Below are 19,269 nucleotides of genomic sequence, written 5' to 3'. Positions count from 1 at the left end.
ATGGCCCGCAAGTTCCTCTATCTTATCGCTTTGCTTGCCGTGATGGTCATTGCAGCGCTATTCGCGCTGCGCATCTGGCAGAACGAACTCAGCCGCTTCGCGTTCGTACCGCGCGTGGCTTACGCCCGACTCGATCCGCTGCCCGCAGATGCCTATGCCGGCAACCGGATGTGGCTTGCCCGCCCTGGTCTGGGTGCCAACGATCCTGCACAGTGGCTCCCCGAAGGAGTGAAGAAGAGCGTCGGTCCGGGCAAATCTGCCGCAGTGTTCTTCATTCATCCGACCAGCTATCTCGCGCGCGAACGCTGGAACGGCCCGCTCGACGATAACGATACGAATCGCCGCGCGACCTATTTCGTCCAAGGCATGGCCTCTGCCTTCAATGAGCAGGCGCAGGTATGGGCACCGCGCTATCGGCAGGCCGCCTTCGGTGCATTTCTCACCGACAAGGCCGAGGGCGAGCTGGCCTTGGATACAGCCTACCTCGATGTCCGGCAGGCCTTTGACGCCTTTCTGGCAGCAACGCCGTCTGATGTTCCGATCGTGCTGGCGGGGCACAGTCAGGGCGCACTTCACCTGATGCACCTTTTGAAGGATCGTGTTGCCGGAACACCTCTGGCCGCCCGGGTCGTGGCGGCCTACCCGATCGGGTGGCCGATCTCCGTAGAGCATGACCTGCCCGCCCTTGGCCTGCCAGCTTGCAGCAGGAGCGATGCCACTGGCTGCATCATGGCTTGGTCGAGCTTTGCGGAACCAGCCGACCCGCAACTTGTGCTGGAGGCGTATCGCACGCGCCCCGCGCTTGACGGAAAGGCCAAGGATGCAAGGCCCGTGCTTTGCACCAACCCGCTTATTGGGAGCATTGGCGGACAGGCGCCCGCTTCGGCCAACCTCGGCACGCTCAAACCCAGCAAGGACCTGAAGAGTGGCGAGATGATCGCCAAGGCCGTCCCTGCCCGCTGCGATGTCGGCACCGGCTTGCTGATGATCGGAGACCCGCCGGATCTCGGGCCTTTCGTCCTGCCAGGCAATAATTACCACGTCTATGACATCCCGCTGTTCTGGGCGAACCTGCGCGCAGACGTCGGACGGCGGACCGCAGCTTGGGAAAAGGCACGCGGAGAGGCCGCAAGGTGATCACCCAGTCCGCCCTTTCAATGCGCGATCTACTTCCCGAGGGTGGCGTGCTGATGGGTCTCGACACGGGCACGAAGACCATCGGCATTGCCCTGTGCGATCGGGATTGGCGATTCGCCACGGCAGGCAAGACGATCAAACGAAGCAAGTTCATGGCGGACAAGGCCAGCCTCACCGCATTGATCGCCGAGCGCGATGTGCGCGGTCTGGTTATCGGACTACCGCTCAACATGGATGGTTCGGAAAGCCCGCGCTCGCAAGGCGCGCGGGCCATTGCGCGCAATCTTGAGGATATCGGTCTGCCCATCCTGCTCTGGGACGAACGCTGGACCACGCAGGCCGCTGAACGCGCAATGATCGAGCAGGATTTCAGCCGAGCCAAGCGGGCCGAACGAATCGATTCCCATGCTGCTGCGCTGATCCTTCAGGGAGCCATCGACGCGCTTGCGGGGAGTGCATTTTAACCAAGCGCTTAATCCGCTTGTATTCGTGCTGTGGGTGCGGCAGTGAAATTCCGATGGACAGCAAGCCTGACAGCACTGGTGGCCGCCCCGCGATACCGCCGGGCCTGAATTTCGATCCGTCAAAGTTCGGCAAGTTCATGACGCGCCATGGCCATACCGGCTTCATCGGCATGCAGTACCGCACGCATGGCGAGAACTGGGTCGAACTGGCCTTACCGTGGCGAGAAGACCTTGTCGGCGATCCCGAAACCGGCGTTCTTGCGTCCGGCCCAATCATCAGCCTGCTCGACAACGCAACTTCGATGTCGGTTTGGGCACTGCGTGGCGGGTTTCGTCCTCAGGTAACTCTTGACCTGCGAGTGGACTATGTCCGGGCCGCGACGCCCGGAAAGACGATCATCGCATGGGCCGAATGCTATCAGTTGAAGAAGTCTATGGCATTCGTCCGGGGCATTGCCCACGATGGCGACATTGCCGACCCGGTAGCGCATGCAGCCGGAATCTTCATTCAGGTCGAAGCTGACGGCTGGTCTCGCGATCCGGAGAAGACGACGTGACGGATCAGGCAAGAATGCTGTCAGACCGTCTCCCGCCCTATGCGCGTTCGATGGGCATGCGGGTAGCGGGATTGCTCGACGGGGCTCCGCTTCTGGCCATGGACTTCTCCGACCGCGCGATGGGCCGTCCCGGCTATCTTCATGGCGGGGCCATTGCGGGCATGCTCGAGATTGCCGCCATCATGGCTCTGCACGCCGAACTGGGCGAGGAAGACACGATGGTCAGCATCAAGCCGGTGAACATCTCGGTCGAGTACCTGAGGGGGGGCATCACGGTCGAAACTTTCGCGCGCGGGGAAGTGATCCGTGCAGGACGGCGCATCGCCAACGTACGCGCCGAAGCATGGCAAGCGGACCGGGCCAAGCCGCTTGCCAGTTGCTGGATGAATTTCCTGCTCAAGCCGAAAGGCTAGGGTCCCTAGTCCTCGACCACCTTCAACAGCTTGCGTTCGAGCGGGGAGAGAACGCCTGCGAGGTCGTGGCCGCGCTTGAGCACTTGGCCCGCCTCGCCGAACAGCGCCCACATGCCTTGCTTGCCGCGCAGCGAAGGGCGCTTTTCGATGCGGGCAGTAGGGCGCTCGGCCGTGCGCTTGAAGGCCGCAAAAACGGCTGCATCCTTGCCAAAGTCCATCGCATAATCACGCCAGAAGCCTGCCGCGACCATCCTCCCATAGAGATCGAGGATTTTCAGCAGTTCAAGCCTTTCGAAGCCGATCTGCTGAACGGCACGCGCAGCGGGAAAGGGCACCACGCTGCCGGGAGTTCTCGCATCCGGCCCACCCAAGCTCAGCGGCGCGTCCTCCGGCCCACGGTGGTGGGGGTTGGCGCAGGAGTTTCACCGTCCTGCGCCGCGATCAACGCAGCAACCTGTGCTTTGAGCAGGGCCAATTCGGCTTCGAGTTCGTCAACCCGCGTGCCGCCATTGGGTTCGCACGGCTCCTTGCAGGGAGTGCCGTAGGGGATAAACTCCTTGAGCCACGTTTCGGCGGGCACGAGGGTGGAGCGGGCTTTGAGACCGACCATCGTCGCGCCTTCGGGCACGTCATCAGTCACGACGGCATTGGCGCCAACGCGGGCGCGGGGTCCGACTGTAATAGGGCCGAGTATCTGGGCCCCGGAACCGATGATCGCATTGTCACACAGCGTCGGATGGCGCTTGCCAGGCACACCGTTTGCCGGATTCGTACCGCCGAGCGTGACGCACTGGTAGATCGTGACATTGTCGCCAATCTCCGCGGTCTCGCCGATCACGGTGAAGCCATGGTCGATGAACAAGTGCTTCCCGATCTTGGCGCCCGGATGAATGTCGATGGCGGTTACGAAACGGGAGAAATGGTTGACCAGACGAGCGAGAAAATAGAGCTCGGCCTCGAACAACCAATGAGCGATGCGATGGAAACCAATCGCCCACAGGCCCGGGTACAGCAGGATTTCCCACCGCGAACGCGGCGCAGGATCGCGTGAGCGGATCGAGTCCAGATAGGCAATCAGGCCGTCAAACATGCCCCAATTCTCTCTCTTTCAACCGCTTAAAGCAAGCGCGGTTGGAATTCCCCTGTCCGCTCGGCCAATGCGTCGCGAACCAGCGATATGGTGACGGGTGATTTACGCTCAAGAGACAGACGGTCAAGAGTTTCAATCAGCAACTCGATTTCTGCATGCGCGCGTTCCACTCTGGGCAACAGATAGGCCAGCACCTGCTCACCCAGAACTAGCCCGCGCCGCGCCGAATGTTCCACGATCAGGCCTGCAACAAGCTCGTCGTCCGGCGGCCCGATCTCGATCAGCAATGCCGAACCCAGTCGCGAGGCAAGGTCGGGCAGCGCGACTTTCCAAGCACCCGGCGCCCTGTCGCTCACCAGCAACAGCGGCCGTCCATCGGCCTGCGCCCGGTTCCAGCGATGGAAAACGTCATTCTCCGGGAGCGAATCGGCGCCATCCATCACTTCGCCTGCGCCGCTCTCGGCAAACCAGCGGGCGAGCAGGCTCTTGCCCGAGCGTGGCGGCCCTGCAAGAATCGCGGTGCGGAACGGCCAGCGGTCGGCAGACTGCAGCGCCTCGATCACGGGCGCGAGGCTGCAGCCCATGACCACGGTCTCGGCTCCGCGCGCTGTCACCAGCGGAAGGGCAATCTGCGACGACATTTCCCGCTTATACGCTCGAATTGCCGTTTTGGTTACTTGCGGATCGAAAGGGCGCCAGCCCCCACGGTTACTCGCCAGCCCTGCGCGCGCAGGGCGGCAGCTAGAGCATCGATATCGCCTGCGTAGGTTACCCGCATCACCGATGTGCCACCGATGGCAATCGAAGAGGAAACCGCGCTTTTCACGCCGGCGACGCCGCGTACAGCGGCCATCCCAGCATCGACAGCAGCGCCATCGGACGTCGCGAACTGGATCGTCACAGTCGTCGTCGCTGCCGTGCTTGCGCTGGTAGTGGGTGTCGCCACTGGTGCTGCGTCGGGACCGGCCGCCTGCGTCGAAGCGACGACCGGACCTGCCGTGGCGAGAGTCTGCTCGATCAGCCTGGGGTCGATCTCCGCAGCCATGTTCAGCGTCGGATCGGGCTTCAGCGTGCCTGCAATCAGCGCCTGCGTGTAAATCCCGTCGAGTCGGCCAATCGCCTGTTCGAGCATCGTGGGGACATCAGCCTCGCTCTTTGCGGTGAGAGTAAAGCTGCCGAGAAAACGATTGTCCGGGCCATAGCGCGCCGTGAACGTGCCGTTCACCGGGCCACCGGGGAACTGCCGCTCCAGCCGCGCGATCGGCATGATCACGTCGGACGCACCAAATTCGTCAAGAATCAGGCGCCACCAGTTGCGACTGCGCCGATCCAGCTGGCCCGCCGTCAGCAACAGCGAATCGGAGCCCGCGCCGGCCGGACGAACATAGTCGATTGCACTGCTGCCGGTACGATACTCGGCCCAGGCCTTCTGCCAGGGCGTGCGCGTCTCGAATACGGTGGCAACCCCGCCCTGATAGAGCACGGGAATGACCAGCAGCGGTGCCGAGCGCGCCTTCACGCCCGTCATACCGAGCCGCTCGCCGGTCCGCGCACGGTCGAAGATCACCCCAAGCGTGGCGATGTACCGACGCGGGCCGATCTGCTCGCGCTCCACCACGACGGCAGAAACCATCGATTCGATGGTCGAATCATCAAGCCCAGGCGCTGCCCCGCCGCTGCCATTGGTCTCCCACAACTTGGCCCACGCCTTGCGCTGCGCCTCGCGCCAGCCCTTGTTGCGGGCATCCTCTGCGTTGTCGCCGCTGACGTTGACCGCGATTCCGCGAACCTCGTAATCGCCGTTGCTGGCAATCGGCGGAATGCCGCGATCACCTTCGATCTGCGCCAAAAGCGCAGCACCACCGGCACCCGCGATGAGGGCAAGAGCGAGGCCCATGGCCCTGCGGTTCTTCGCTTTTTCGAAAGGCAGGCGCAGGGCGACCAAGGGAACTCCAATTGCAATGAGGCCGCACATTCGGGGACAAACCGGCCTTGCTCTCGGCTTTTGCCCAAAGGCAAGTGGAAATCCAAGCGAGAAAGCGCTAGGCGCGCGCTCCATGAGCGACGACCAGAACAAGCCCGAGAGCTACAGCTACGCCAAGGCCGGCGTGAACATTGCCGCTGGCAACGCGCTAGTGAAGGCCATCGGCCCACTCGCGAAGGCGACCGCACGCCCCGGCGCCGATGCCGAACTGGGCGGTTTCGGCGGCTTCTTCGACCTCAAGGCAGCGGGCTACAAGGACCCGCTGCTGGTTGCGGGCAACGATGGCGTAGGCACCAAGGTCAAGCTCGCCATCGACCATGACCGCCACGACCAGATCGGCATCGACCTCGTTGCGATGTGCGTGAACGACCTGATCGTGCAGGGCGCCGAGCCGCTGTTCTTTCTCGACTACTTCGCCACCGGTCGCCTCGACAATGGCGTGGCCGAGCGCGTCGTGGCCGGCATCGCCGAAGGCTGCAAGATCGCCGGATGCGCGCTGATCGGCGGCGAAACCGCAGAAATGCCGGGCATGTACGCCGATGGCGACTACGACCTTGCAGGCTTCTGCGTCGGAGCGGTCGAACGCGGAGAGCAGTTGACCGGTGACCGCGTGGCAGCTGGCAACGTGTTGCTTGGGCTCGCGTCCTCGGGCGTTCATTCCAACGGCTATTCGCTGGTGCGCCGTCTCGCTGCCGACAAGGGCTGGAAGCTCGACCGCCCCGCCCTGTTCGACAACGAGCGTCTGCTGATCGACTATCTGATCGAGCCGACCCGCATCTACGTGAAGAGCCTGCTGCCCTTCATTCGCTCAGGCAGAATCAACGCGCTGGCCCACATCACCGGTGGTGGCCTGCTCGAAAACGTGCCCCGCGTTCTGCCCAAAGGCCTGCACGCCCGCATCGATGCTGACAGCTGGGAGCAGAGCCGCCTAATGGCCTTCCTTCAGGCTCAGGGGAATATCGAGCCTGAGGAAATGGCCCGCACCTTCAACTGCGGCATCGGCATGATCCTCGCCGTGGAACCAGAGCAAGTCGATTCGCTCAGTGCAGACCTGACCGCAGCCGGAGAGACGGTCTATCGCGTCGGCGAGATCGTTGCGGGCGAGAAGGGCTGCACGGTTACCGGCAGCGTCGAGACCTGGTCGGCGCGCGAAGCGTGGGAAGCGACGCATCTTGGCTGATCGCGTTCCCGTCGCCGTCTTCATATCGGGAAGCGGCACCAACATGGCCGCGCTGCTCTATGCCAGTCGTGCGGCGGATTGCCCTTACGAAATCGTTCTGGTGCTTTCGAACAACCCGGAAGCCTCGGGCCTCAAGCTGGCCGAGGCCGAAGGTGTGGCGACGTTCTGCCTGCCTCACAAGGGCATCCCGCGGCCTGAACATGACGCACTCATGGAAGCCGAAGTGCTCAAGGCGGGAGCCCGCTACATCGCGCTGGCGGGTTACATGCGCATTCTCAGCCCCGAGTTCGTCGGGCGCTGGGAGGGACGGATGCTCAACATCCACCCATCGCTGCTGCCCAAGTACAAGGGCCTGCACACCCACGACCGCGCAATCGAGGCGGGTGACAGCCACGGCGGATGCACGGTCCATCTTGTTACGGCGGAACTCGACGATGGCCCGATCCTTGGCCAGACGCCGGTGGCGATTATTCCCGGAGATACCGGCGACAGTCTCGCCGCCCGTGTCCTGTTTGCCGAGCACCAGCTCTATTCGCGCACGCTCGCCGCTTACGTCGCGCGTGAGCGCAGCGCGGACTGGCTCCTGGAGAAGGTTCGCGCTCTGACCGCAGCACTTCCCGAGGTCGAGGAACGCGAAAGCCATGGCGCTCCCGGATGGCGTGTCGGTGGCAAGTATTTCGCCTACTTCAACGACCAGCATCATGGCACGCCGCATGTCGCCCTATTGGTCAAGACCAGCGGACAGGACGAACTGGCCGCGCTGATCGAGCAGGACGAGGACACCTGGTTCCGCCCTGCCTACTATGGCGCGAGTGGCTGGGCAGGATTGATTCTCAACCGCCCGGACGTGGACTGGGATCACGCTGCCGATTGGCTGCGCCGAAGCTGGGCTGCAGTCGCTCCGCGTCGCCTTGCCGCAATGATGGAATTCTGAGGGCAAAATGGCGCTCACCACGATCCAGCGAATCTACGCACACGCAGGACTGCAATCGTTTGTAGAGGCAAGCGGTGGCCTGTTCGTGGTGGGCTTCCTGATAAAGCAAGGGCTCAGCCCCTCGCTGGCGCTAGCAAGCTTCGCGCTGGTCCTGCTCTCGCGCTTCGCCTTGCGAGCGGCGGTCCTGCCGGTGGCCTATGCCTATGGCTTGCGGACGGTGCTGCTGCTCGGCGTCGGGATTCGCGCAGTGTCTTTCCTGATGCTGCCGCTCGTCTCCGGGCTTAGCCCGATGCTTGTGGCCTATATCGTGGTCTCCGGCCTCGGCAGCGTACTCTACTGGACCGGTTACCACGCCTATGTGTCTGCCGCGGGCGACAACGAGGCGATGGGCAAGCAGGTGTCGATCCAGCAGGCGACGACTGCAGCCGTGGGGATCGTGGCTCCAGTAGCCGGAGGATTCCTGCTCTCATGGGCGGGGCCGGTTGCGGGTTTCGCCGTGATTGCCGCGATCCAGCTTCTCGCCGGCCTTCCCCTTTTCGGGGCGGCCAATCCGGAAATTCCCCGTGAGAGCCGGGCCGATCCGACCATCGTCCGCAACGGTCGGCGCATCTACTTTGCCGAGGGCCTGCAGGCAGGTTGCTCGGTGGTGGTATGGAATCTCGCGCTTTTCGTGACGCTTGGCCAGAGCTTCGAGAGCTTCGGCGGAGCGATGGCGTTGGCGGGCATAGGAGCGGCGGCAGGAAGCCTGCTGATCGGGCGCCTGATCGACCGCGGACGCGGTACGCATTCGCTTGCGCTTGCCTATGGGTTCGGCGCGGCCGTGCTCCTGATCAAGGCAATGGCCTGGTCGTCTCCCCTTCCCGCGCTCATAGCCACCGCGCTCGGCGCGCTCGCAATGCCGATGTTGGCAACGGCAATGCTCTCGCCCCTCTATGCCATGGCCCAGCGCTCCCAATGCACACTGCGTTTCAACATGGCGACCGAAGGCGGCTGGGATCTGGGCTGTTCCACGGCCGCTATCGCGGCTGCCCTGATTCTCGCAGGCGGATTTGGCTACAGCCTGCCCATCCTGCTCGGCCTGCTTGGCATCGCCACGATCGCCTGGGGCCTGACCCGGTGGTATCGCGGCGAGAGTGGCATTACCGCCTAGATCTCGCTCGCCGACACCTGTGGGCGGCTTTCCCGGGTGCCACGATAGCGTACCGAGGGATCGTTGACGTCGCCGGCGATTACAACATGGTCGTTGTGCACCTCGAGCAACTCACCCGCGAATGGCATGTCCTCGAACATCGGGTTCCCGACAATGCGGTAGCTGACAGTTTCGCCGACCTTGAACGTCGCGGCGTCAAAATTGAACGCAAAGGGGCAATCGCCCCCACCCATTCCCTGCATGCGAATCTCCCTTGGCAAACCGCGTAACAAAAAGGGCCGCCGGAGTGAACCGACGGCCCGATGAGGTTACCCTTTCGGGGTGGATCAGAATTCGTAGCCCAAGGTGACGCCGTAGGTGCGCGGCGGCATCAGCGTGCCACCGATGGTGCGGCTCGTGGCCACCGCATAGCTGCCCGCCCAGACCAGTTCATTGGTCAGGTTGCGCACCCACAGGTTGACCGAAGTCCGGTCGTCCGAGTGGCGGTACTTCACGTTGGCATCGACCATCACATAAGCGTCAGCGGCCATGCGATCGTCGTTGAACTCAGTGTGGTACTGCTTCGAACGATACGAGACGTTCGTGCCGAACACCACGCTTGCACCGCTCGAAAGATCGGCAGTGTAGGTCGGGTTGAAGTTCAGCGTCCACTTCGGGCTCATGCGGGTGGCATTGCCTGAGAGATCCTCGTCAGGCAGCGCCGCGCCGCCGGGACCGAAGAGGGCCGCATTCAGCGGGTTCTTGGAGAAGAACTTGGTGAACTTCGAGTTGAGGTAGGCTGCAGACGCATCGATGGCGAGGCCATCGATCGGGCGCCAGCGCAGTTCGAACTCAGCACCATAGGCCCGCGATTCAGCGGCGTTCTCAAGCGCGCTGGCAAAGAACGGTGGGTTCGGGATCGGGAAGGTCCGCTGGAACTGGCCGTTCTTGAGCTTCTGGTAGAACACTGCAAGGTTGGTCTGCAGCGTGCCTGCGCTGTACTTGATGCCGCCTTCGAAGGCCTCGACCTTCTCGGGGTTCACAAACGGCGTAGTAGCCACTGCCGAACGGCGCGAACCGATCTCGGCCGTGCCCGACTTGAAGCCCCGCGACCAGTTGAAATAGGCCATCACGTCGGCGTTCGGGCGGAACTCGACGCCGAGCGACGGCGAGAAGTCGTCCCAGGTCTTGGACGTGTTCCACTGCAGAGGATCGAGCACGAAGCCAGTTGCGGCCGTGCCGATGCCGCTGTTGTTCTGGATCTTGCGCTTTTCCCAAGAGTAGCGGCCTCCGGCCTTGAGCGAGAACTGTTCGGTCAGGTCGTAGGTGACGTTACCGAACACGGCCCAAGTCTCAACGTCGAGCTTGCCGTCAAACTGCACGCGATAGGGATCGGTGTTGGTCAGCACGTCGAAGCCGATGTGGTTTTCGACGCGGATGTGGTCCTTCAGGTAGAATCCGGCAAAGACCGCATGCAGCTTGTCGGTATCGATGTTGGCCTGAAGTTCCTGGCTGAACTGGTTTTCGAAGACCGGCTGCCAGTGGTTCGCGCTGGTGCGCACGGCGGTGGTTTGCGCCAGCGGATAGCCAGCGTAGGACGACATGTCGAAGTCGTGGAAGAAGATCGCGCGGAAATTGCGATAGCTCGTCAGCGACTTGAGCGAGACCGTATCAGACGCCGCATAATCGAGGATACCGGTGAAGGCGTACTGCTTGCGATCGTTGATCGGGTCATAGTTGGTGTTCAGATTGCGCACGTTCTTCGCGAAAGAAGCAGCGCTGCCGTCTGCATTGGTGCGCTGGCCCAGCGCCGTGAGGCTGGCCACCTGCGTGCCGGGGAACGAAACCTCGCGGAACTTCACGGCCAACGAACGGTCGTTCTCGGTGTGGAGTTCGCCGGTCAGCAGGATCGAGAGCTTGTCGCTCGGCAGGAACTGCAGGTGACCGCGCACCGACCACTGGTTGGCGTTGTCGATCTGATTGCCGGTGAACTCGTTGATGCCGAAGCCATCGCGCTTGATGCGTTGCACGGCGAGGCGAGCGCGAACGCCCTCGGTAATCGGTCCTCCGATGGCGGCATCGGTCTGAACCAGGAACGCATCGCCGCCGAGGGTCTGGCGGACGTATCCGTCGAGCTTGTCGGTTGGCTTGGCGGTGATGAGGTTGACTGCGCCGCCGGTGGCGTTGCGGCCATAGAGCGTGCCCTGCGGCCCGCGCAGCACTTCGACGCGCTCAAGATCGAACATTGAACCGAGCTGCGCCTGCGCAAGGCTCACGACGACGCCATCAACGTGCAGCGCGACCGAGGGATCGACGCCCGGCAGCGAGCTCGACAGGCCGATGCCGCGGATGAACAGCTTGGCGAAGTTGAAGTCATTGCCGAAGCTGATCGACGGAACCAGCGCCTGCAGGCCTTCGAGGTTGACAGTGTTGTTGGCAGCAAGCTGCTCGGTGCCGACGGCTGCAACTGATAGCGAGACGTCCGACAGCGACTGCGCACGCTTCTGCGCGGTCACGATGATTTCGCCGCCATTATCGTCAGAGACAGCTTCCTGCGCAGCATCCTGTGCAAGGACCGGCTGGGAAAGTGCAAAAGCTGCGGCAGCGAACATGCTCGTACGCGCCAGAAGGCGCGCGGAAGCGCGTTGGAAAAACATCAGGTATCCTCCCTGAATGAGCCCGAAGGCCCGCCTGTTCTCGTTTCGGAACAGCTACTTTCCTAACACTTGTAAGCAGAACATACAAAGTTTGTTATCGACGATAACAGAGCTTTTGCAATGATGCGTTGCATCCCTGCAACATTGTGCAAAGGTGCATCTACCCAAACGCAAAAGGGCCGGGACATCGCTGCCCCGGCCCTTTTCATGTGCAGTGACTTGCGCCGATCAGCCGACGATTTCTTCAGGCTTGAAGAAGTAGGCGATCTCAATCGCCGCGTTCTCGTCCGAATCCGAACCGTGAACGGTGTTGGCTTCGATCGATTCAGCCAGTTCCTTGCGGATCGTGCCGGGTTCGGCATTGGCAGGGTTGGTTGCGCCCATGATATCGCGGTTGCGCTGCATGGCGTTCTCGCCCTCGAGCACCTGCACGACGACCGGACCCGAGATCATGAACTCGACGAGGTCGTTGAAGAAGGGGCGCTCGCGGTGAACGGCGTAGAAGCCCTCGGCCTGCTCGCGGGTCATGTGGATGCGCTTGGAAGCAACGACGCGTAGGCCGGCTTCTTCAAGCATCTTGGTGACCGCACCGGTCAGGTTGCGGCGCGTGGCGTCGGGCTTGATGATCGAAAAGGTGCGGGTAACCGCCATGGGATGTTCCTTGCGATGTATGGAATTTCGTTGGCCGCGCCCCTAGCGATGTTTGCGACGAGGCGCAAGGATAGTGGCCTCAGGGCCCTTCCTTCCATTTGCCGGCATCCTGACGCCAGTAGCGCCGCTCGACGCCTTCGCGCGTACCGAGCATGCGCCAGCAACCGCGAGCGTCATCGATGCGGGCGGGCGGGAAGAGCAGGAACACCCGTTCGAACTCGCCCTCGCGCCAGACCCCATCCGCCAGCGCCATGAACTTCGCACCATTCACAGGCTCGGGAGCATCCGATAGAAGAATTGGCTGGCGTTCCTCATGGCCGCCCCCGGCACGCCCGTTGGCAAGGAACGTCTCGGGCAATCGTGTCCACAGCGCCTCGCCAACGCGGTGAAGCTGCGCCTCGTCTTCCGACACGACCAACAGTCGTTCACCGGCTGCAAGCGTGTTGCGCGCGATCAGCGGCAGGACCTGTTCGGCAGGATCATTGGTAAGCTGATAGAAATCGACGCGCATCAGCCTGCTTTACCCTTTCCGCTGCGGCACCTGTCGGAACAGAACTTCACGTTGTCCCAATCCCGCTCCCACTTCTTGCGCCACGTGAACGGCAGGCCGCAACCGGCGCAAGTCTTGCTAGGCAGTTCAGACTTGCGCCGCATCTTGGGCACGGGAGATCAGGCCTCCAGCACGTCGCGGACGTAGCGGTCGAGCAGACGCACGCCATAGCCGGTTGCACCCTTGTCCCAGGTCTGGCCCGGCTTGTCGGCCCAGACCATCCCGGCAATGTCGAGGTGCGCCCATGCGACGCCCTTGTCGATATAGCGGTGGAGGAACTGCGCGGCGGTGATCGATCCGCCATAGCGGGGACCGACGTTTTTCATGTCGGCAATCGGGCTGTCGATCAGCTTGTCGTAAGCCGCGCCGATAGGGAAGCGCCAGAGCTTGTCGCCGCTGTCCTTGCCCGCTGCATCGAGCTTGGCCGCCAATGCATCGTCGTTGCTGAACATGCCGCCATACTCGTGACCGAGCGAGATGATGATCGCGCCGGTCAGCGTGGCAAGGTCGATCACGGTCTTGGGGCTGTATTCCTTTTGCACCCATGTCAGCGCGTCACACAGCACCAGACGCCCTTCAGCATCGGTGTTGATCACTTCGACCGTCTGGCCGGACATAGAGGTGACCACGTCGCCGGGGCGCTGGGCATTGCCATCGGGCATGTTCTCGACCAGACCGCAGACGCCGATCACGTCCGCCTTGGCCTTGCGCCGGGCGAGCGCGAGCATCGTGCCCGCAACCGCAGCGGCACCGCCCATGTCCCACTTCATGTCTTCCATGCCCGCCGCAGGCTTGATCGAAATACCGCCGGTATCGAAAGTCACGCCCTTGCCGACAAACGCGGTGGGCTGCGCAGCTTCGGCACCCTTCCAGCGCATCGCGAGCAGCCTAGGCTCGCGCACCGAACCTTGGGCGACGCCCAGCAGAGCGCCCATGCCCAGCGCCTTCATCTCGGCAAGGCCGAGGACGACGATCTCGACACCGGTGCCTTCAAGGCGGGCCTTGGCGCGTTCGACGAAGCTTTCGGGGTAGATAATGTTGGCCGGTTCGGCGACGAGTTCACGGGTAAACTCGACACCTTCGGCCAGAGCGGCCTCGATTTCCCAAGACGCAGCCGTGCCTTCAGGTGCGCCAACTGCCACGATCTCTGCCAACGAAGGCTTCTGCTCTGCGGCAAGCTTGGTGCGATAGACATCGTGCCGCCAGCCGCGCAGGCGCGCGCCGAACAGCACCGAGGCAGCCTCCGCCCCGGTTAGGCCCGTGTTGGTAAAGTCGATGGCCAGCGCCGCTTCGCCCGACGTCAGATACTTGGCGGTAAGCGCAGCCCCTGCCTTCTCGAGGTTGGCGCTGCGCTCTGCCGCGTCAGCCTTGCCCAGCCCTGCAAGGGCAACGCGCTTCACACCACCATCGCCAGCCAGGAAGGCTTCGAACACCTGCCCCGCTTTCCCGCTGAACCGCGCAGCCACAGCACCTTCGCGCACCACGGCATCGAGATCGGCAGGAAGCGCATCCTGCGTCACCAGCCGGGCGACGAGACGGGGGAGCGGGGCATCGCTGGTGCGGAACACGACCTTCATGGGAACTCCTGTCGGAAAGGCGTCACGCTTTGACGCGTATCGGCAAGCGTGAAAAATGTGGAATTGCAGTTAGGGTGCACTGGTGCGATAGGCAACCCATGCAACCCGCCCGGCGGCCGCAGCCGCAAGCCCTTTACCGACGCTTGCGCCTTGCGCGTCTTGCAACCACCCCTTCCGTGTTGGCACTGTTCTGCTGGCTTGTCCCGCATGCCTTGGCGCAGGAAGCGCCTCTGACATCGCCCAAGGGGGACGAATCGTCCGTCGACGATCAGGTGCGCTTCGAAGCAGACAAGGTCCGCTACGACAGCAACGCCGAGAAGGTCTATGCCGACGGCAACGTGGTCCTGCGTCACGAGACCCAGACCGTGCGGGCCGACAATGTCACGTGGGACCGGAATTCTGGCCAGATCCTCGCCACAGGCAATATCCGCTTCGTCGATGATGACGGCAATATCGTCTATACCGACAAGGTCGAATTGACCGACGAGTTCAAGGCCGGAGCGATCGAGGATCTTCTCGTGGTCCTGCGCACGGGTGGACGGCTCGCCGCAGAGCGCGGTACCCGCGACGAATTCGGCAACATGACGCTGGAAAACGCGGCCTACTCAGGCTGCGCAGTGGAAGACGGCAAGGGCTGCCCCAAGAAACCCAGTTGGGAAGTGACCGCCGCCCGCGTCTATTTCGACGCCAAGCAGAAACGCGTGAAGTACAAGGGCGCGACACTGCGCATGTTCGGCGTGCCGATCCTGCCGTTGCCGGGCCTTGGCCATACATCGGACTTCCGCGCGGAAACCGGGCTGCTGATTCCCGATTTTCGCCTTGGCGCGGCCAACGGCGCGGAAATCAGCGAGACGTGGTACTGGCGAATTGCCGACAACCGCGACCTTGCATTGACCGGCACGTTCTACACCGGCTCGCTGCCGATGCTTACAGCGAAGTACCGGCACCTCACTGATCTCGGCGCATTTCAGGTGACCGGCTACGCAACCCGCAGTTCGCGCATCCCGCTAGGCAGCAACGCCACTGGCGGGGCGAATGCCAGCCAGCAATCGTGGCGCGGCTATATCGAGGCGAACGGCAAGCTGCAGTTCTCGCCGCACTGGAGCCTGACCGGCAACGGCCGGCTCGCGTCTGACCGCACCTTCCTGCGCCGCTACGACATCAGCCGCGATGACCGGCTGCGCTCTTCGCTAAACCTCGAGCGGATCGACGACGACAGCTACCTTTCGATCGCCGGCTGGGTCACGCAGACTGTCCGAGTCAACGATCCGCAAGGCATGGTGCCACTGGCCCTGCCCGCGATCGACTATCGCCGCCGCATGTCTTTCGACGGGGTCCCTGGCAGATTCGAGTTGGAGGCAAACAGCCTCGCCATCGTCCGCACGGCAGGGCAGGACAGCCAGCGTGCCTTCGCCAAGGCCCAATGGGACTTGCGCACGATCACTGGCCTTGGTCAGGAAGTGACGCTCACCGGGCTGGTGCGCGGCGATGCCTATCACAGCGCCGAGAACGAACTGACCACGACCGCAGTCTACCGCGGCCTGCCGGGCTGGCAAACGCGGGGAATCGCAACAGCCGCACTCGACGTGAAGTGGCCGTTCGTCGGCGGCATCTTTGGCGGCACGCAGGTGCTCACCCCGCGCTTTCAGATCGTGGCCACGCCGAGCGTACGCAACTTCGAGATTCCGAACGAGGATTCGCGCTCGGTCGATCTTGAAGACACCAACCTGTTCTCGCTCAGCCGGTTTCCTGGCCATGACCGGATCGAGGATGGTGTACGCTTCACCTATGGCTTCGACTGGAGCTTCCAGCGTCCTGGCCTGCGCATCACGTCGACCATCGGCCAGAGCTATCGCTTGTCAAAGCAGGACACGCTGCTGCCTGACGGTACGGGTCTCACGAACCGTGCATCGGACTATGTCGGCCGCACCACGGTGCGCTTCGGCGACATCATCAAGTTCACGCACCGCTTCCGACTCGACAAGGACAGCTTTGCCCTGCGTCGCAACGAGTTCGACGCGACCATCGGCAATCATCGGCGCTATATCGAGGCGGGTTATCTCAAACTCAACCGCAACGTGGTTTCGACGTTCGAGGATCTGCAGGACCGCGAGGAATTGCGATTTGCAGCGCGCACGCCCATCACCAGCACATTCTCGGTGTTCGGTTCTGCCATCGTCAACCTGACCAACCGCAACGAGGACCCGACGCTTACCTCGGACGGCTTCCAGATGCTGCGCCACCGCCTTGGCGTGGCCTACACCGACGATTGCCTCGACCTGTCGTTCACCTGGCGGCGCGACTACGTGAACATCGGCGACGCGGTTCGGGGCAACTCCTTCCAGGTGTCGCTCTCGCTCAAGAATCTCGGAGTGAAGTAGCGCCAATGCCATTCGATGGCGGGTTGTGGTTGCAGACTATTGCCCTTTTGCGTCCGATGCGCCACTCAGCTTGGGTTAAGCCGTGCGCGGCCAGAGAACCGGAATAACAAGAAGGCCGCCATCCGAGCGCCAGTTCGACAGGACCACTTCCAAGACCATGACGTCCAAGCTGTACATCACCCGCAAGGCGATTTCGCGCACGCTGGGTTCCACCGCGATGGCGCTGGCCGCCTTTTCCTCCGCCGCTTCGCCGGTCCTCGCTCAGGGCGCCAACGCTCCGCTCAACATCCCGGCAAACCCGACGATGTTCGGGACCAACGATCCGAACGTGCGCCGCGCGACCGCGATCATCAACGGCGAAATCGTCACCGGCACCGATGTAGAACAGCGCCTTGCCCTGATCGTCTCGGCAAATGGCGGCAAGATCGATGCCGAGGAAAAGGAGCGCCTCCGCATGCAGGTGCTGCGCAACCTGATCGACGAAACGCTGCAGATCCAGGAAGCCAAGGCTGCCGACGTCCCGGCCGACGACGCTCAGGTCGAGGCGACCTACGAGCGCGTCGCCACGCAGAACTTCGGCCAGTCCCCCGAAGCGATGGAAAAGTATCTGGCGCGCATCGGCTCGTCGGCAGCATCGCTCAAGCGCCAGATCCGTGGCGAACTGGCATGGCAGAACCTGCTCCGCCGCAACGTCCAGCCTTTCGTGAACATCTCCGAGGGCGAAGTTCAGGAAGCGATCCAGCGTCTTCAGGCCTCGAAGGGCACCGAGGAATACCGCATCGGCGAAATCTTCCTGTCCGCGAACGATGAGAACAAGGCGCAAGTTTTCGCCAACGCCGAGAAGATCGTCGAGCAGCTCAAGCAGGGCGGCAGCTTCGTCGCCTATGCGCGCCAATACTCTGAAGCATCTACCGCATCGGTCGGCGGCGACCTTGGCTGGATCCGTCTGGCCCAGCTGCCGTCGGAACTGGGTACGGCCGCGGCGACCATGGCTCCCGGCCAGTTGGCAGGGCCCGTCGAAATTCGCGGCGGCTTCTCGATCCTGTACCTGATCGACAAGCGCCAGGTCCTGACCGCAGACCCGCGCGATGCCCTGCTCAGCCTCAAGCAGATCTCGATCGAGTTCCCCAAGGGCACGACCAACGATGTGGCGACAAAGCGAGCAGCGGAGTTTGCCGCAACGGTGAAGGCGATCAAGGGCTGCGGCGATGCCGAAGCTCAGGCCAACAAGATCGGTGCGACCGTTGTGGCCAACGACCAGATCAAGGCCCGCGATCTCCCGGGTGCGCTTCAGGAAACCCTGCTCAACCTGCCCGTTGGCCAGACCACGCCGCCCTTCGGTTCGATTGAGGAAGGCGTGCGCGTGCTGATGCTCTGCGGTCGCGATGATCCGCAGGTCGCCAGCGGTCCGAACTTCGACGAAATGATGGCCCAGATGGAGGACGACCGCGTCAACAAGCGCGCCCAGACCTACCTGCGCGACCTTCGTCGCGACGCCGTCATCGAATACAACTGATCCAGATCATCCGGCAGCGGCAAGCAATTGCGCCGCTGCCGGACCATCCTCTAGATGGGCAATCAACCCGCGTTCGTGGCGCGAAAGCCAGCTTGTGGCTCTCGGCAGGCGCAAGGTCCTGCGCCATTCTTCCTGACCTTCGACCAGCGCAAGCACTGCAGGGTGGACATAGCTCTTGCGGGCTATCGCGGGCGTATTCCCAAGATGGTCCGATACGTCCTCCAGCAACGCCTTCATCGGCATGCGGTTCTTGGCATTTGCGAGGATAGCAAAGCCCAACACACTCGCGCGCCACGTGCGGAAGTGCTTCGCCGTGAAGGCCTCACCCATGACGTCGCGCAGCCAAGCATTCACCTCGGCCGAACCGACGGGACAGGCACAGCCGGTTTCATCGAGATACTGGAACAGATGCTGCCCCGGCAGATCCTGCATCTTGCGCACGAAGCGCACGAGACCACGGTCAGTCACGCGCATCTCCCGCTCCTTGCCGGACTTCGCTCTGAAACGAAGGCACAGGACCTGCCCCGTCACCTCGGCATGCCGCATCCGCAAGGTGGTGGCACCAAAACTGTTGTTGGCCTGCGCATAGGCTTCGTTGCCGATGCGGATGCCGCCGGTGTCAAGCAGGCGCACGATGCTGGCAATGCATCGGTCCCTCGTCAGTGCACGGCAGGCCAGTTCCTCCTCAACCCGAGCGCGAACCAACGGCAGCAGGCGTCCGAACTGTGCGCAGCGTTCGAACTTTTCGCCCTCGCGCTCTGCCCGGAAGTCGGGGTGGTAGCGATACTGCTTGCGCCCCTTGGCATCGATCCCCATCGCCAGGATGTGGCCATTGGGGGCCGGACAATACCAGGTGTCGGTATAAGCAGGGGGCAACGCAATCGCATTGAGGCGCGTGATCTCAGCGGAATCGGTTACCCTTTCACCGCGCGCATCGAGATAGATCCAGCCCTTGCCGCGTCGTTTTCGTATGATGCCGGGAAGGTTGTCATCGACATGTACGAGGTTAGGCGCTTTTCTCTCCATATGGCGGCGAACGGCTACGGGAC

Annotated in this window: 19 protein-coding genes and 2 pseudogenes; 9 read left to right on the top strand and 12 right to left on the bottom strand. The window is 62.9% G+C overall.

Features of this window, described 5'->3' with window-relative positions:
* From ACZ1JW_RS10510 to ACZ1JW_RS10495, 4 genes are read left to right on the top strand one after another with little or no spacing between them, the layout of a single operon-like run.
* Positions 1-1,137, top strand: coding sequence for a DUF3089 domain-containing protein (locus ACZ1JW_RS10510; RefSeq protein ID WP_465140525.1), 1,137 nt, complete (start codon positions 1-3; stop codon positions 1,135-1,137).
* 20 nt (positions 1,138-1,157) lie between these two features.
* Complete coding sequence (gene ruvX / locus ACZ1JW_RS10505; protein WP_465140524.1) at positions 1,158-1,601, top strand: Holliday junction resolvase RuvX; 444 nt, start codon at positions 1,158-1,160, stop codon at positions 1,599-1,601.
* A gap of 53 nt (positions 1,602-1,654) precedes the next feature.
* Positions 1,655-2,158 (top strand): PaaI family thioesterase, encoded by a 504-nt coding sequence (locus ACZ1JW_RS10500; RefSeq protein ID WP_465123609.1) that lies wholly within the window; start codon positions 1,655-1,657, stop codon positions 2,156-2,158.
* Between the two features lie 14 nt (positions 2,159-2,172).
* Positions 2,173-2,571 carry a PaaI family thioesterase gene (locus ACZ1JW_RS10495; RefSeq protein ID WP_465140523.1) on the top strand — a complete coding sequence of 133 codons (399 nt, stop codon included), beginning with the start codon at positions 2,173-2,175 and terminating at the stop codon, positions 2,569-2,571.
* A 5-nt stretch (positions 2,572-2,576) separates the two neighbouring features.
* Here the strand turns inward: ACZ1JW_RS10495 and ACZ1JW_RS10490 are convergent, their stop codons facing one another.
* Genes ACZ1JW_RS10490 through ACZ1JW_RS10475 form a run of 4 tightly spaced genes read right to left on the bottom strand, consistent with a single transcriptional unit; the run spans position 2,577 to position 5,606 of the window.
* Positions 2,577-2,909 (bottom strand): DUF2794 domain-containing protein, encoded by a 333-nt coding sequence (locus ACZ1JW_RS10490; RefSeq protein ID WP_465123610.1) that lies wholly within the window; start codon positions 2,907-2,909, stop codon positions 2,577-2,579.
* A 35-nt stretch (positions 2,910-2,944) separates the two neighbouring features.
* Positions 2,945-3,661 carry a serine O-acetyltransferase EpsC gene (epsC, locus tag ACZ1JW_RS10485; protein WP_465140522.1) on the bottom strand — a complete coding sequence of 239 codons (717 nt, stop codon included), beginning with the start codon at positions 3,659-3,661 and terminating at the stop codon, positions 2,945-2,947.
* 26 nt (positions 3,662-3,687) lie between these two features.
* Complete coding sequence (locus ACZ1JW_RS10480; RefSeq protein WP_465140521.1) at positions 3,688-4,302, bottom strand: HdaA/DnaA family protein; 615 nt, start codon at positions 4,300-4,302, stop codon at positions 3,688-3,690.
* A 32-nt stretch (positions 4,303-4,334) separates the two neighbouring features.
* Positions 4,335-5,606 carry a heavy-metal-associated domain-containing protein gene (locus ACZ1JW_RS10475; protein ID WP_465140520.1) on the bottom strand — a complete coding sequence of 424 codons (1,272 nt, stop codon included), beginning with the start codon at positions 5,604-5,606 and terminating at the stop codon, positions 4,335-4,337.
* Positions 5,607-5,718: 112 nt separating this feature from the next.
* Between ACZ1JW_RS10475 and purM the strand changes: the two genes are divergently transcribed.
* From purM to ACZ1JW_RS10460, 3 genes are read left to right on the top strand one after another with little or no spacing between them, the layout of a single operon-like run.
* Positions 5,719-6,825, top strand: coding sequence for a phosphoribosylformylglycinamidine cyclo-ligase (gene purM / locus ACZ1JW_RS10470; protein WP_465140519.1), 1,107 nt, complete (start codon positions 5,719-5,721; stop codon positions 6,823-6,825).
* The gene (gene purN, locus ACZ1JW_RS10465; protein WP_465123615.1) at positions 6,818-7,759 is read left to right on the top strand and encodes a phosphoribosylglycinamide formyltransferase; all 942 of its coding nucleotides are present in this window, start codon (positions 6,818-6,820) and stop codon (positions 7,757-7,759) included. Before purM ends, purN begins: the two co-directional genes overlap by 8 nt.
* 7 nt (positions 7,760-7,766) lie before the next feature.
* Complete coding sequence (locus tag ACZ1JW_RS10460; protein WP_465140518.1) at positions 7,767-8,909, top strand: MFS transporter; 1,143 nt, start codon at positions 7,767-7,769, stop codon at positions 8,907-8,909.
* On the opposite strand, the gene ACZ1JW_RS10455 is transcribed toward ACZ1JW_RS10460, so the two are convergent.
* From ACZ1JW_RS10455 to ACZ1JW_RS10425, 7 genes and pseudogenes are all read right to left on the bottom strand, one after another.
* Positions 8,906-9,151, bottom strand: a complete 246-nt coding sequence (locus ACZ1JW_RS10455; RefSeq protein ID WP_465123617.1) for a hypothetical protein — start codon at positions 9,149-9,151, stop codon at positions 8,906-8,908. The genes ACZ1JW_RS10460 and ACZ1JW_RS10455 overlap by 4 nt on opposite strands.
* An 84-nt stretch (positions 9,152-9,235) precedes the next feature.
* Positions 9,236-10,627 (bottom strand): annotated as a pseudogene (locus ACZ1JW_RS10450) (TonB-dependent receptor); the annotation flags it as partial.
* A 489-nt stretch (positions 10,628-11,116) separates the two neighbouring features.
* Positions 11,117-11,500 (bottom strand): annotated as a pseudogene (locus tag ACZ1JW_RS10445) (TonB-dependent receptor plug domain-containing protein); the annotation flags it as partial.
* Between the two features lie 273 nt (positions 11,501-11,773).
* Positions 11,774-12,196: a nucleoside-diphosphate kinase gene (gene ndk / locus ACZ1JW_RS10440; protein WP_465123618.1), complete on the bottom strand. Its 423-nt coding sequence runs from the start codon at positions 12,194-12,196 to the stop codon at positions 11,774-11,776.
* A gap of 79 nt (positions 12,197-12,275) precedes the next feature.
* Complete coding sequence (locus ACZ1JW_RS10435; RefSeq protein ID WP_465140517.1) at positions 12,276-12,707, bottom strand: DNA polymerase III subunit chi; 432 nt, start codon at positions 12,705-12,707, stop codon at positions 12,276-12,278.
* Entirely contained in the window at positions 12,707-12,850 is a 144-nt protein-coding gene (locus ACZ1JW_RS10430; RefSeq protein ID WP_465142762.1) for a DUF2256 domain-containing protein, read from the bottom strand. The genes ACZ1JW_RS10435 and ACZ1JW_RS10430 overlap by 1 nt, the downstream gene beginning before the upstream one ends.
* Before the next feature lie 15 nt (positions 12,851-12,865).
* Positions 12,866-14,323, bottom strand: coding sequence for a leucyl aminopeptidase (locus ACZ1JW_RS10425; RefSeq protein ID WP_465140516.1), 1,458 nt, complete (start codon positions 14,321-14,323; stop codon positions 12,866-12,868).
* 98 nt (positions 14,324-14,421) lie between these two features.
* Here ACZ1JW_RS10425 and ACZ1JW_RS10420 point away from each other — a divergent pair, with 98 nt between their 5' ends.
* Both ACZ1JW_RS10420 and ACZ1JW_RS10415 read left to right on the top strand, forming a co-directional pair.
* A complete protein-coding gene (locus ACZ1JW_RS10420) occupies positions 14,422-16,704 on the top strand; it encodes an LPS-assembly protein LptD (protein WP_465140515.1) in 2,283 nt (760 codons plus the stop codon).
* Positions 16,705-16,861: 157 nt separating this feature from the next.
* On the top strand, positions 16,862-18,220 hold the full coding sequence (locus tag ACZ1JW_RS10415; protein ID WP_465140514.1) for a peptidylprolyl isomerase: 1,359 nt from the start codon (positions 16,862-16,864) through the stop codon (positions 18,218-18,220).
* A 6-nt stretch (positions 18,221-18,226) separates the two neighbouring features.
* Here ACZ1JW_RS10415 and ACZ1JW_RS10410 read toward each other — a convergent pair whose 3' ends face one another.
* A complete protein-coding gene (locus ACZ1JW_RS10410; RefSeq protein ID WP_465142761.1) occupies positions 18,227-19,246 on the bottom strand; it encodes a DNA topoisomerase IB in 1,020 nt (339 codons plus the stop codon).
* Positions 19,247-19,269: the final 23 nt, after the last annotated feature.

It is taken from the genome of Novosphingobium sp. BL-A-28-Hi1-0D, from assembly GCF_055521755.1.
This window is presented reverse-complemented; position numbering and strand designations above follow the sequence as displayed.

Bases quoted from the DNA above. Each gene is read 5' to 3' on its own strand.
- ACZ1JW_RS10420 (WP_465140515.1), top strand. From the start codon at position 14,422: ATGCAACCCGCCCGGCGGCCGCAGCCGCAAGCCCTTTACCGACGCTTG.
- ACZ1JW_RS10415 (WP_465140514.1), top strand. From the start codon at position 16,862: ATGACGTCCAAGCTGTACATCACCCGCAAGGCGATTTCGCGCACGCTG.
- ACZ1JW_RS10495 (WP_465140523.1), top strand. From the start codon at position 2,173: ATGCTGTCAGACCGTCTCCCGCCCTATGCGCGTTCGATGGGCATGCGG.
- ACZ1JW_RS10435 (WP_465140517.1), bottom strand. From the start codon at position 12,707: ATGCGCGTCGATTTCTATCAGCTTACCAATGATCCTGCCGAACAGGTC.
- ACZ1JW_RS10455 (WP_465123617.1), bottom strand. From the start codon at position 9,151: ATGCAGGGAATGGGTGGGGGCGATTGCCCCTTTGCGTTCAATTTTGAC.
- ACZ1JW_RS10430 (WP_465142762.1), bottom strand. From the start codon at position 12,850: ATGCGGCGCAAGTCTGAACTGCCTAGCAAGACTTGCGCCGGTTGCGGC.
- ndk (WP_465123618.1), bottom strand. From the start codon at position 12,196: ATGGCGGTTACCCGCACCTTTTCGATCATCAAGCCCGACGCCACGCGC.
- ACZ1JW_RS10480 (WP_465140521.1), bottom strand. From the start codon at position 4,302: ATGTCGTCGCAGATTGCCCTTCCGCTGGTGACAGCGCGCGGAGCCGAG.
- ACZ1JW_RS10460 (WP_465140518.1), top strand. From the start codon at position 7,767: ATGGCGCTCACCACGATCCAGCGAATCTACGCACACGCAGGACTGCAA.
- ACZ1JW_RS10510 (WP_465140525.1), top strand. From the start codon at position 1: ATGGCCCGCAAGTTCCTCTATCTTATCGCTTTGCTTGCCGTGATGGTC.
- ACZ1JW_RS10410 (WP_465142761.1), bottom strand. From the start codon at position 19,246: ATGGAGAGAAAAGCGCCTAACCTCGTACATGTCGATGACAACCTTCCC.
- ACZ1JW_RS10425 (WP_465140516.1), bottom strand. From the start codon at position 14,323: ATGAAGGTCGTGTTCCGCACCAGCGATGCCCCGCTCCCCCGTCTCGTC.
- epsC (WP_465140522.1), bottom strand. From the start codon at position 3,661: ATGTTTGACGGCCTGATTGCCTATCTGGACTCGATCCGCTCACGCGAT.
- ruvX (WP_465140524.1), top strand. From the start codon at position 1,158: ATGCGCGATCTACTTCCCGAGGGTGGCGTGCTGATGGGTCTCGACACG.
- purM (WP_465140519.1), top strand. From the start codon at position 5,719: ATGAGCGACGACCAGAACAAGCCCGAGAGCTACAGCTACGCCAAGGCC.
- ACZ1JW_RS10500 (WP_465123609.1), top strand. From the start codon at position 1,655: ATGGACAGCAAGCCTGACAGCACTGGTGGCCGCCCCGCGATACCGCCG.